Genomic DNA, 12429 nt, shown 5'->3' with positions numbered 1-12429 from the left:
CTGGGATAAGGCGCTAGCGCCCGTAACTTGTCCCGGCACGCAGACACAGGAGATTGTGGGCGCTCCCACTGACGCAAGGAGGTGGCCACGGGAAGTCGCGGTGGTTCGGCAGCGGAGGCACAGGTAAGCAAGCGGAGCACCAAGGGTCATAGACAGACGGCAGGGTTCACGCTTGCGCCCTCCCCCCGATGGACACAACGAGCGGAACCGTAACGGATGCGAGGCTGCTTCACAAGCGCGGAATAGTCACTCATCCCGATGCCTGCTGTCGCAGCTGAACGCTGCTGACCAGCGCCGGGACCGCACCGCAGCGAAAGCCAGGCGGTCAGCACCGCCGACCATTCCGTGCTGGTTCAGCCGGATATCTCCCAGGGGTGTTGCCGGTCACTGTGGAGATCGCCGAGCTGCTCCCGGCCCGGCGGGATCCGACGAGGCGCGACGGTAGCTCCACCTCGTTGCGGATGAAGATGATTGCCGGGCGTGGGCGGCGGCAGTTCGGCGCCGACCCCGATCGGGTGGGGCGGGCGGCCCGGCGCGACTTCGAGGGAGTGGGGCAGCCCTGTAACGTGGCGGGCCGGGTCGAACGTTTGCGGAGGGGCAGTACATGCTCGGTGTTGACCTGGGCACTTCTCACACCGTCGCCATGCTGCGCTGGCCGGATGGGCGCGTCCGGCCACTGCTGTTCGACGGCCGGCCGCTGCTGCCGTCCGCCGTCTTTCGGGACAGCGCCGGGCGACTGCATGTGGGCCACGATGCCGTACGCCTCGGCTATGCGGAACCAGCCCGGCTCGAACCGCATCCGAAGCGGCAGGTTGATGCCCCGACCGTGTTGCTCGGCGAGGCCGAAGTGCCGGTGCCCGAGTTGCTGGCCGCCCTCCTCGAAGCCGTTGCCCGCGAGGCCGTGGCGGCCGCCGGCCATCTGCCTCCGGCAGTGGTGACCTGCCCCGCGGCCTGGGGCGAGACCCGTCGCGAGGTGCTGACCCGGGCGCTTGCCCTGGCCGGGTGGCCGCCGGCAACGCAGATCGTGCCCGAACCGGTCGCGGCGGCACGTTATTTCGCCGAGGTGCTGCGCCGCCCGGTGCCGGTCGGTGCGGCGCTCGCCGTTTTCGACTTCGGCGGCGGCACGCTGGACATCGCCGTCGTGCGCAATGGGGGCATGGCCGCCGATGGTCGCGGCCGGTTCGAGGTGGTCGCCTCCGGCGGGCTTGACGACCTGGGCGGGCTGGACATCGATGCGGCCCTGGTCGCACACCTGGGCATGGGCTTGGCAGAAACCGACCCCGAAGCATGGGCCGCGCTGCGGGAGCCGGTCACCCTTGCGCAGTGGCGGGCCAGGCGGCACTTCTGGGACGAGGTACGCGGGGCGAAGGAGATGCTCTCCCGCACCGCGCAAGCGCCGGTGGCAGTGCCCGGGTTAGAGCATGCCGTCCACCTGACCCGCGACGAGCTCGAGCTGGTCGCCGGCCCGCTGGTGCGTCGTGGGGTGGCCGAGGCCGTCGAGGTGATCAAGGCCGCGGGACTGGCGCCGGCAGACCTGGCCGGGCTGTTCCTGGTCGGCGGCTCGTCCCGGGTGCCCATGGTGGCGCGGCTGTTGCACAGTGAGCTGGGCGTCGCACCGACCGTGCTGGAACAGCCCGAACTCCCGGTGGCCGAGGGCGCGCTCCTGGCCGCAACACCGTCGACCGGTGACGCGACTGCGGCAGCCACCGACGACAACGCGAGTCGCCCACCACACGTGGCTGCGGAGGCGGGGCGCGCGCTGATGCAGGCCGCGGCAGCCGGGCCAGTTGCCGACACAGTGGCCCACGGACAGCACGACACGGACCCGCGGACCGAGGCCGCAGCGGCGCCGGACTCGCCCACAGCGGCTGGGCCAGGCGTTGCAGGGAGCTCAGCGGCCGGGCTACCCACGCCTGACGCTGCGAGAAGCTCATTGGCCGGGCCATCTGCGCCAGGCGTTGCGGGGGCCTCGGCGGCTGGGCCGCCTTCGCCTGGCGTTTCGGGGAGCCCGGCGGCTGGTGGACAGGCGGGGGCAGGAGAGCCCGAGTATGCCGAGCCCGTGGATCCGTGGGCTACCGGGGAGGCGGCGGCGCTGGCTGCCGGACATGGTTCGCATTTCGGGTTGCCGACATCGGGTGCGCCGATATCAGGGGCACCGACTTCGGGAGCACCCACGTCGCCTGCGGCTGCCCCGACGGCGGCCGAGCCTTGGCTTGCTTCGGCGGCGACGAGTGCGGAACGGACGACTCCGGGGCCGAGGCTTCCGGCGTACCGGAGAAAAGGTCTTTGGATTGTGGCCGCGGCGACCGTCGTCGTGCTGGGTGCCGCTGCGACCTTGGTCGCGTATTTCTGGCCGGGGTATGCCGCGCTGGACTATCAGCCGCTGAGTGCGGCGCGGCCGGTCGCCCCGGCAGTGCCGGTGACCTCGGGCTTCTCGGCTGCCGGGCTGCGGGACGGGCGGGCCTACTTCGCGAGCGCCGACGACAACGGGCAGCTCGGTGTGGTCGCCGCCGCGGCGGACACCGGCAAGAAACTGTGGAGCAGCACGGACGCCGGAGTTGCCGACCGCTGGGAATTCTTCTTCACGCTGCCGAACGCGGTCGTGGCGATCACCGCCGCCGACTCCGACAGCCGTGACCGGCGGATGGTCTTCCTCAATCCGGAAGACGGCAAGAAGATGTGGGAACGCCGGATCGCGACAAACGACAGCATGCACTTCGCCGGTGACATCGCCGTCCTCGTCGACCGGACGGAAAACCGGATCGCCGGCCTCGAAGTACGCGGCCAGGGCAAGATTGCCTGGGAGAAGAAGAACCCCAAATCCGAGAGCGGGCAGTACACCACGAAGGTCGTCACTGCCTCCACTCCCGACGATCTCGCGGGGGCCGCCACCACGACCGGCGTGGCCTTCGCCGAACCGATGGACGACGACGAACGGATCGTGCAGATCGGGGCCGACCGGTCGGTTCGGGTCCTCGACGCCGGGACCGGCGGCCAGGTGTCCACCCGGCAAAGCGTGGCCGACCCCGAGACCGAAGTCATCGCGCACAACGGCCGGTTGATCGTGGCGGAAGGCGGCGACACCCGACAGATCGTCGTCTACGACCTGAACAAGCTCGGCCAACCGCAGGTGCCCTACACCGCGCCGGACACCAGCCACCTCGAACGACTCACGCCGTGTGGCGACGACCTGATCTGCTTCGTGCAGACCGACGGCTACGACTCCAAAACCACCCAGGTAGTGGCCGTCGACGTGGTTAAGGGCGGCAAGAAGTGGGCGCGGCCGCTCCCGGAAATCGACGGCCTGGTGCCCGTCGGCGACGCCTTGCTCGCCCAGCAGAACACCCAGCCCGCCACCCAGGTGTCCCTGCTCCGCGCCGACGGAACAGTCGCCTGGAGCCGGGCCGCCGCGGTCGGCCGGCTCGACGGCGGCAACATCCTGCTGTTCTCCAAGCCGCTGTCCACCTCGCCCGACGACCCGGCGCTCACCGGCGAACACGTGGGCGACGCCGCGGTGCCACTGGGGTCGCTTACCGGCGTACGGTCAGCGACGTGTGCCTGGGACCAGCACCACCTGGCCTGTGTCGCCGAGAAGGACTTCGTCCTGCACACCTTTGCGGCATAAGACGCTCAAACGGGCGGCTCCCCGCGAGGGGAACCGCCCGTCCGGCAACTGTCAGATCCGCGCGCCGGTGGTGGCGTTGAACAAATGCACGTGGTCGGCCTGCGGCTTGATGTAGACCGTCTCGCCCAGTGTCGGCATGCCGCGCCGGTCGGTGCGGACCACGAACCGCTCCGAACCGCCGTCCAAGGCCGCGTGGCCGTAGACGTTGGCGTCCGAACCCAGGTCCTCGACCAGGTCGACAACGATGGGCAGCCCGCCCGCCGACGCCGGCACCAGATCGGTGGCCTCGGGCCGGAAACCGACCGTCACCTGCCGGGTGTCGGATTGCGCGGCGGTCGCCTGCTCCCGGGTCAACGGCACAGCCAGCGGACCGAAGTTCGCGCCCGCCTCAGCCAGTGGCACGGTCTTGATGTTCATCGCCGGCGAGCCGATGAAGCCCGCGACGAACACATTGCCAGGTGTGTCATAGAGGGCGCGGGGGGTGTCGCACTGCTGGAGTACGCCGTCGAGCATGACCGCCACCCGGTGCCCCATCGTCATGGCCTCCACCTGGTCATGCGTCACATAGACCGTGGTGATGCCGAGCTTCGACTGCAGCGTCGCGATCTGCGATCGGGTCTGCACACGCAGCTTGGCGTCGAGGTTCGACAGCGGCTCGTCCATGAGGAACACCTGCGGCTCGCGGACGATCGCCCGGCCCATGGCGACCCGCTGACGCTGACCGCCGGAGAGCGCCTTCGGCTTGCGCGCCAGGTACTCCTCGAGCTGCAACAGCTTGGCGGCCTCCTGCACGCGGCGGTCGATCTCCGACTTCGGGGTCTTCCGCAGCTTCAGGGCGAACGCCATGTTCTCGTACACCGACATGTGCGGGTACAGGGCGTAGTTCTGGAAGACCATCGCGATGTCGCGCGACTTCGGCGGGAGATTGGTGACGTCCTTGCCCTCGATGAGGATGCGCCCGCGGTCGACATCCTCGAGACCCGCCAGCATCCGCAGGCTGGTGGACTTGCCGCAGCCGGACGGGCCGACCAGAACGAGGAACTCGCCGTCGCCGATCTCGAGGCTCAGCTCGTTGACGGCAGGGCGCTCGGCGCCGGGATAGATACGGGAGGCGCTGTCATAAGTGACGGTAGCCATGGGGGGATCAGCTTCCTTTCCACCGGCAGGAACGTGCCGGACGATCCGAGTGGGAGGAACCGCGGTGTGGCGTGCCACACACGCTTCGCACGGTAAAGGTTTCTTCATGTTTTGCCAAGGCGGGCCGGTGGCCTGGGCGTCTCCGCGCCGGCGCGAGGTAGCCGGTATGCTGGCGGCGCGCCCCTGTAGCTCAGTTGGCCAGAGCACCTGTCTTGTAAACAGGATGTCGTCGGTTCGATTCCGACCGGGGGCTCCACACGAAGGTCCTGGGCCAGCGCCAGCGTCGACCAGGTGCCGGGATGGACCGCTCCCGTCACCCCGCACCCGCCGGCACCCGGACAATTCAGAAGTTGTCGATTGTTTTATAACTGTCGGAAGTGCTTTGCGGTGGCGCTAGCGTCCGTCGCTATGACTTCCCGACGATCTCTGTTGCGTGTTGCCGCCGGCTTGAGCGTGGCGCTGCCCGTTTCTGTGGCAGCCTCCAGATCCGCGCTGTTCGCCAGTGAGGTGGACCCTTCAAAAACCGTGTCGAACGGCCGGAGCACCATCCCGGCCACTCTGTCGAAGCGCCGAGGTGTGGTCCCGTCCGGCACCGAGATCGCTCCGGAACTCGCCCTTACGCACTTGGCGGTGGCCGGGGCGACGTCGGTGCGGTTGCGTACCCGCACCGGATGGCAGTCATGGCGCAAACCCTCAGGTTGCCCGGGAGGCCCCGACGGCTCCACGGCCCGGCCGCACCTGCTGATTCCGGCCAACGGCGTCGTGGACTACCAGGTACGTGGCGAGGGTGTTTCGGTGGTCGAACTCAACACCGTGGACGGGCCGAAGCGCGCGGTGGCAGCGGCCGAAGGAACGCTACCGATGGGACTGCCCGCGAAGATCGCTCCGAAATACCTCAGCCGGGCGGCTTGGGGAGCGGACGAGTCCTACCGGTTCGACTCGACCGGCGCCGTGAAGGTGCCGCCCACATTCTTCAAGACCCAGACACTCACCGTGCATCACAGCGGCGAAGATGTGCCGGTCGCGGATCAGCTCGCTCATGTGCGCGGCATCTACTACACGCAAGCCATTACGCAGGACTACGGCGACATCGGATACCAATTGCTGATCGACTCGGACGGGCGAGTCTACGAAGGCTGTTACTCCGACCCGGACGCGATCCCGGTCTTCGGCCCAGCGCTGACCGCGGACGGGCTGCCCCAGATGGTCAACGGGGCCCACGTCGGCGGCTTCAACGCGGGAAACATCGGCATCTGCCTGCTCGGCAACTTCATGAACACTCGACCCACCAACACCGCTCTGTCGGCACTCACCATCGTGCTGGCCCGGTTGGCCGCGAGCGCGAAGCTCGACCCGCAGGGCACGACCGATTACGAGAACCCGATCTCTGGTGCGGCAGCGAGGATCGCCACCATCGCCACCCACCGGGATTGGCACAAGGCCAACTCCGCCGCCGGAGCCACCCTGTGCCCTGGTGATTTTCTGTACGGCATGATGCCCGTCGTCCGCCAAGCCGTCGCCGCCAAGATGCGCAACCTGCCCGCGATGAGCTTGCCGACTGGGTAGTGGAGAGCGAACATCTCCGCCCGTCTGGGCCTTGCCTGGCAGGCGCGCACATCCGAACGCCAGCGAGACCGCCGAAGTGATTCGCGGGTAGGCGGAGACCAAGGCTCAGCCGAGCTGACGGACCTCCTGGTGTCCCGGGCAACCGGACGTCAGTCCGGTCCGGAGGACCACCTACCGGTGGCTTTCCGATCGCCGAAACGTAGCCAGCGATACCGTTGCATTCCCGCCTTGGTGTTCAGGCTTCGCCAGCTGGCTGCACCTGTCGACCGGCCGCTGGCGATCAGGCCGCTGACTTCACGCAGTGGTGGTCAGGGCGCGTGCTTGACCCGCGCCTGCGTGACGGCTTTCTGGCCCGTGCAAAGCACCCAGGCTGACGGGAACTCTGCCCGTCGGGTGCGACCTGCTATCGCGGCTGGAAGCGCTCGATGCGCTTGGCGCCCATGATTTCGTACGTGTCCTCCGACGCCTCTTCCTGCCGGTCCGGCGCACGTTGTGCCGTCGAGGCGCCGTACCCGTCGACGGTCAGGGACCAGGTGACGCCCTGATATGCGGGCGACTCCGTCCGGCCCGGAACGGTCAGGATGAACTGAGAGATGAGGCCCTTCTCGTCGAGCCGGGCCGTGAACGGCGCCTCCCCGATGATCTCCGCCGGGAGCCCGGTCTGCCAGGGTACGAGTGGCAGGCGATGCCCCTCGACGACCCCGGAGATGGCCGCGCCGTCCGCAGTGCACTTCGTGGCGGCGGCGACGAGCGCGGTGACTCCCGTCCGGTCCGGATAGTCCCGCAACGTGGACGGCCGGCGGCGCTCGGGCAACCGAGACAGGTCGACGTGCTGCCAGGCGGCGGCGTTTGTCTTCTTCTTCGAAGACCAGGTGTACTGATCATTGTCGATCACCGTGTGGTACGAGACGAGACTGTCGATGACTGTCGTCTCCTTCCAGCTCTCGCTGGGCAGGTGGAACGTGCCTTCGATCTTGTAGAGGCCGGTCGCGGTGAAGTGGTAGTTGCCGGTGGTCAAGCCCGCGGTCGCAGCGGTCAGCGCTGACTGCGGGTCGGCGGCCGCAGTTCTTGCGCCACCGAAATCGGGAACAGCCGTACAGGCGGTGAGGGCGGCGAGGGTAATGAGAGCCGATACCGGGCGCAGGACATTCACGCCGGTGACCCTTGCAGTCGCTGCACCGGCTTAGCCCCTGCGGCTTCGTAGACGTCCTCGGGAAGCTCGGTGAATTTCGCAGGAGCCTGCGGGGCCTGGGAGGCGCCGTAACCGTCGATATTCAGGGTCCAGGTCAAAGCCGGGCTCTCCGGAGTCTCTGTGAGCCGGGATGTCCAGAACGAGCCTGGTGAGGCGTCCTCGGCGTCAAGCTGGGCCGTGAAGGGGGCCTGGCCGAGGATGCTCATCGGCAACCCGGACGAGCTCAGAGTCGGCAGCATGCGGCTGCCCTCGATCGTTCCGGTGAAGTGGTAGTTGCCGACCGCCAGAGCTTCGGTCGATGCCGTCAATGCTGTCTTCGTGTCCACGCTGGCAGAAGGCTGGGCGTCCGGGGTTGCAGCCGGCGCGCTATCGGTGCAGGCCGCAAGCGCGGCGATCGTGCTGAGAGCCAGAGCCGCACGCAGGATATTCACGGAGGTGATCTTACGAGCGGTCGGACGGGGGCCATACGTAGGGCAGGTCGTCCGGGATCTCGCCGAATACGGGGGTGTAGAAGGCGGAGTCTTTGCGGACCAGGGCGGATCGGTGGCTCAAGTGCAGGGCGTCGTCGCCGAGCCAGGGCGGCAATTCGCCAGCAGCTGCCAGATCTTCCTGGCTGCGGATCGAGGTGATGCGGCGGGCGGCTTCGACGTCGGCCAGCATGGTGGCGGCGGTGGTGTCGGCTCGGCCGGTGGCGGTCCAGATGGCGCACATGTCGAGGCCGTAGCGGACGAGCGCCTCTTCGTAGCCCTTCCACATCTTCACGGCGGGGTGGTGGCGCCAGCCGTAGCCGGGTTGGGTGAGGCCGCGGAGGACCTGGACCGCCTCGACGCGTTGCTTGCCCAGGCGCTTCTGGTCGAGCGCACGGGCGCTGGCGGTGAAGTCCGGGTAGGGGAGAAACGTCTGCATGTGGTCATGGTGCCCCGGGATGCGGAAGGCCACGCAGGGAACGGGCCTTCCGCATGCCAACGCCTAGAAGTCGGTGTCCTCGCCCGCGATGGGACGGCTGCCGCTGGTGAAGTCGCGTTCTTCGCCGTCGACCGGCTCCTCGTGCACCCGGGAGTCCTTGGCCTGATCCGGGCTGGTGGTGTCGTCGAGGGCCGACGGGGTCACGTCCGAGCCGCCGGGCGGGAGGCCGGTGTCGGCGGGCAGCGTACGGATGGGGGCGTCGTTGACGGGGAGCAGGCCGCCCAAGCCGCCGAGGAGGGGGATGCCGCCGACGAACGGTTCGGACTCCGTGGCCGCGGTGCGGCCGCGGAGGCCGCCGACGAGGGGCAGGCTGCCCAGCAGGGGGAGGCCGCCGCCGGTCTGGGGGAGCAGGCCGCCCAGGGCGCCGGTCGGGAGGCCACCGATCGGGGAGTCTTCCGCGGTCTGGGGAACGACAGCGGCGGACGAGGTGGCGGTGGACGGTACGCGGGGCAGCGTCGATACGCCGTTGAGGTCGGCCGAGTTGGTGCCGGGTTTGACGTTGAGGACGTCGCTGCCGCCGAGCGGGTTGGCGAGGCCGAGCCCGCCGCCGGCCGGGTCGAGGCCGAGGCCGCTCTTGGCGTCGTCCGCGGTGGACAGCAGGCCGCCGGTCAGGTCACCGACCGGGGCCGGGGCCGTCTCGTCGGCGTACGCGGGGGCTGCGCCGAGCAGCAGACAGCTTGCCATGGCACCGGCGTAGATCCATTTGCGCATTCGATCTCCTCCTGCGATTAGGGGACGAAAGCAAGTGATCGCCTCCCGGACAGGAGGCGAGGGCGCGCAGAGTGGCGCGGGGAAGGCCGTCAGTCCCCGCCTGCGAACGGGGACGAATGCCTCACCTAGGGGCAACGAGCGGCCCCGGTAGGCGGTTCCGGCTGGCTACGATGCGGCAATGACCGTCGATCCTTCTCGCGAAGTGCCGCCGTCTCGGCCAGAAGTGCCGACGACGGCGTTTCGTAAGTCGCTGGTGTCGCGTTTGCGGGAGGGTCTGCCGCGCAATGGGGACACCCGGCCGCATTTTGTCGTGTGTGGCGCGGATGCGCTGGTCTACACCGTCGCCGAGGAGCTGGCGAACACCGGGCACCGGGTTCGGCTGACCGTGGTCGTGCCGCCGAAGCTGCGGGCCGACGTGCCGGATCTCGGGGCGCTGCGCGGTGTCCGGGTCATTCGGGCTGAGCGGCTTGACGAGCGGACCTTCCGCACGGCCGGGCTGGCCGGGGCGGCGGCGTTGGCCTTGGTCATGCCGGACGACGTGGTCAATCTGCACGCGGCGTTGTGCGCGCAGGCGGTGGAGCCGGAGCTGCGGCTGGTGATCCGGATGTTCAACTCCGGGCTCGGCTACGGGGTTCGCCGGCTGTTCGCCGACTCTGCGGTCCTTTCTGACGCGGCCATGGCGGCACCCGCCTTCGTCGCCGCGTCGCTCGGGGAGGTGGCGCCGACCCACGTGCGCCTGCCCGGCAGAACGGTGTTCGTCGCGCGGCGTGCGGACGTACCCGAGGGGAATGTGATCTGTTCGTTGACCGCGGCCGACGGCGCTGGCCGGGTGGACGTCCTGCCCGCAGAGCCTGCGCCGGCAGCGCAGCGGCCGGCGGACCTGGTGTTGGCCGAGGCGACCGGGCGGCCGGTCGGGCAGGATGTGGCGGCCGCGCGGCTGTCGCGCGCGAGCCGGACCCGCCGCCGTCCGGTCGCGGCTTTCGGCAAGGCGTTGCGGGCCGCGCTGAGTCGCAAGTTGGGCATCGCGGTCATGATCACGCTGGTGGTGACGGCGATCTCGGGTACGGTTCTCGCCCACGCCGCGCACGTCGACGGCCTGTGGAAGTCGATCTACGTCACGCTGCTCACCGCGGTCGGATCGTCCGATGTGCAGGATCAGGATTACAACGCGGTGGCGCAGGCCGCCCAGCTGCTGTTGACTCTTGCGGGCCTGGCCCTGCTGCCGTTGATCACGGCGGCGGTGGTCGAAGGCATGGTCAACGCGCGGCTGGCCCTGGCGACTCGCGCGGCCTCCGATGCTCGGGAGGACCACATCATCGTGGTGGGCCTGGGCAGTGTCGGCACCCGGGTGCTGCGTCAGCTCGTCGATCTGGGGCTGGAAGTGGTGGCGATCGACCGGTTGCCGGACGCCCGCGGAGCCAAGGTCGCGGAGCAACTGGGGGTGCCGTTCATCGTCGGCGACGCCGCGCTGGAGGAAACGCTGCGCGCGGCGTCGGTCGAGACGAGCAAAGCGCTGGTTGTGGTGTCCACGGACGACGTCACCAATCTGCAGGCCGCGCTGAACGCCCGGTCCGTGCGGCCCGATCTGCGGGTGGTGCTGCGGCTCTTCGACGACGACTTCGCCCGCCGGGTGCAGACCGCCTTCAGCATCGACATTTCCCGCAGCGTGTCCCGACTGGTGGCGCCGGCGTTCGCCGCGGCGATGCTGGAACGCGACGTGCTCGCCACGATCCCGGTCGACCGGCATGCGCTGCTGGTCGCCGCGGTTCGGGTGCTGCCCGGATCCCCGTTGGAGGGTGCGCCGCTCGGCCAGGCGGACCGGGAGTTGAGCGTACGGGTCATCGGCCTGCGCGCCGAGGACGCGGAGAAGATCGACTGGACCCCGTCGGTGGGCCGGGAACTCGTCACGGGCGACCGCATCTACGTGGTGGCCCGCCGTGCCGGACTGCGGGCGCTGGTGGAGCGGGCGACCCCGCCGGCAGAGCCGGTGGAGCTGGAACAGTAAGTCACAGGACGGCCTGCTCGTCGGGTTTGTGGGCGAGCACGTCGGTCAGGTACGACTGCACGGCCGGTCCCATCCCCACGTCCCGGCTCGCCTGCTCGGACAGCAGCCACTTGTGCTGGATGATCTGCGAGAAGATCTCCTGCGGCTCCAGTTTGCGACGCAGGTTCGCGGGCACCGCCCGGACGACCGGCTCGAACACCTCGGTCAGCCAGGCGTGCGCGGCCTGCTGCTCGTCGGTCAGTTCGCTCTCCGCCCGGTACGCGTCCAGGTCGTTGAGCAGCTGCCGGGCCTGGTTCTCCTCCGCGTCGAGTCCGGTGAGCCGCAACAGCCGCCGGGTGTGGTAGCCCGCGTCGACGACCTTGGGGCGCACCCGGTAGCCGTCGTCCATCGTGGACAGTGTCACCTCGGCGACGTCGAAGCCGAGGTCGTTGAGCCGGCGGATGCGGCCCTCGATGTCGTGTCGGGCGTCTCGGGGGACCTGCTGCTCGTAGGTGACTTCGTGCCACAGCCGCTCGTACCGGGCGACGATGTCATCGACGACGGCTTCCGGGTCGATCGCCTCGTGCAGCAGCTCGGCGGCCTGCAGGTCGAGACATTCGCCGTAGATGTTGAGCCGCAGGATCTCGATGTCCTCGCTGCGCTGGCCTTCGGAGAGTCGGGGGTACAGGTTGCCGGTCTCGGCGTCGACGAGGTAGGCGGCGAACGCGCCCGCATCGCGGCGGAACAGGGTGTTGGACAGCGAGCAGTCACCCCAGGAGAAGCCGGTGAGGTGCATGCGGACGATCAGGACGGCGAGCGCGTCGAGCAGCCGGTTCATCGTCTCGGGCCGCAGGACGTGCGAGAACAACGCGCGGTACGGCAGGGAGAACTGCAGGTGTCGGGTGATCAGCACCGTCTCCAGTGGCTCGTCGTGCGGGTCGACCCGGTCCGCGACGATCGCGACGGCTTCCACGGCCGGGAAGTAGATGCGTTCCAGCGCGCGCAGCAGGTCGTACTCCTTCTCGGCGATGCGTTCGCGGGTTTCCTTGAGGGCGTACACGGTGTCGTGGAGTTTGACGAAGCGCACGACGTGCCGGGAGATGCCGCGGGGGAGCGCGACCAGGTGATCCGCCGGCCAGTCCGCCAGCGGAATGTGCCACGGCAGATCGAGCAGTGCCGGGTCGACGAGGGCCGAGGTGATGCGCACGAACCCCAGTGTGCCGGTCCGTGCGGCGCGTCGCCGCGGTA

At 69.2% G+C, this 12429-nt stretch carries 9 protein-coding genes and 1 tRNA gene; 4 read left to right on the top strand and 6 right to left on the bottom strand.

Features of this window, described 5'->3' with window-relative positions:
• Window positions 1–604: 604 nt before the first annotated feature.
• Window positions 605–3625, top strand: a complete 3021-nt coding sequence (locus ACIA1L_RS12200; RefSeq protein ID WP_396072706.1) for an Hsp70 family protein — start codon at window positions 605–607, stop codon at window positions 3623–3625.
• A gap of 51 nt (window positions 3626–3676) precedes the next feature.
• Here the strand turns inward: ACIA1L_RS12200 and ACIA1L_RS12195 are convergent, their stop codons facing one another.
• Window positions 3677–4762, bottom strand: coding sequence for an ABC transporter ATP-binding protein (locus ACIA1L_RS12195; protein WP_396072705.1), 1086 nt, complete (start codon window positions 4760–4762; stop codon window positions 3677–3679).
• A 179-nt stretch (window positions 4763–4941) separates the two neighbouring features.
• Here ACIA1L_RS12195 and ACIA1L_RS12190 point away from each other — a divergent pair.
• Together ACIA1L_RS12190 and ACIA1L_RS12185 are read left to right on the top strand one after the other, a co-directional pair.
• Window positions 4942–5018 (top strand) — tRNA-Thr (locus ACIA1L_RS12190).
• A 269-nt stretch (window positions 5019–5287) separates the two neighbouring features.
• Complete coding sequence (locus ACIA1L_RS12185; RefSeq protein ID WP_396072704.1) at window positions 5288–6328, top strand: peptidoglycan recognition family protein; 1041 nt, start codon at window positions 5288–5290, stop codon at window positions 6326–6328.
• Between the two features lie 403 nt (window positions 6329–6731).
• On the opposite strand, the gene ACIA1L_RS12180 is transcribed toward ACIA1L_RS12185, so the two are convergent.
• From ACIA1L_RS12180 to ACIA1L_RS12165, 4 genes are all read right to left on the bottom strand, one after another.
• Window positions 6732–7481, bottom strand: coding sequence for a hypothetical protein (locus tag ACIA1L_RS12180; protein WP_396072703.1), 750 nt, complete (start codon window positions 7479–7481; stop codon window positions 6732–6734).
• The gene (locus tag ACIA1L_RS12175) at window positions 7478–7951 is read right to left on the bottom strand and encodes a hypothetical protein (protein WP_396072702.1); all 474 of its coding nucleotides are present in this window, start codon (window positions 7949–7951) and stop codon (window positions 7478–7480) included. Before ACIA1L_RS12175 ends, ACIA1L_RS12180 begins: the two co-directional genes overlap by 4 nt.
• 10 nt (window positions 7952–7961) lie before the next feature.
• A complete protein-coding gene (locus tag ACIA1L_RS12170) occupies window positions 7962–8426 on the bottom strand; it encodes an MSMEG_6728 family protein (protein WP_396072701.1) in 465 nt (154 codons plus the stop codon).
• A 63-nt stretch (window positions 8427–8489) separates the two neighbouring features.
• Window positions 8490–9197 carry a hypothetical protein gene (locus ACIA1L_RS12165; RefSeq protein WP_396072700.1) on the bottom strand — a complete coding sequence of 236 codons (708 nt, stop codon included), beginning with the start codon at window positions 9195–9197 and terminating at the stop codon, window positions 8490–8492.
• Window positions 9198–9375: 178 nt separating this feature from the next.
• On the opposite strand from ACIA1L_RS12165, the gene ACIA1L_RS12160 reads away from it, so the two are divergent.
• Window positions 9376–11202, top strand: a complete 1827-nt coding sequence (locus ACIA1L_RS12160) for a potassium channel family protein (protein ID WP_396072699.1) — start codon at window positions 9376–9378, stop codon at window positions 11200–11202.
• Window position 11203: 1 nt separating this feature from the next.
• Here ACIA1L_RS12160 and ACIA1L_RS12155 read toward each other — a convergent pair whose 3' ends face one another.
• On the bottom strand, window positions 11204–12388 hold the full coding sequence (locus tag ACIA1L_RS12155; RefSeq protein WP_396072698.1) for a DUF4032 domain-containing protein: 1185 nt from the start codon (window positions 12386–12388) through the stop codon (window positions 11204–11206).
• Between the last annotated feature and the right edge of the window lie 41 nt (window positions 12389–12429).

It is taken from the genome of Actinoplanes sp. NPDC051859, from assembly GCF_044452725.1.
Classification (GTDB): Bacteria; Actinomycetota; Actinomycetes; order Mycobacteriales; family Micromonosporaceae; genus Actinoplanes.
The sequence above is the reverse complement of the archived record's forward strand: the minus strand, read 5'-3'. Positions and strand labels throughout refer to the sequence as shown.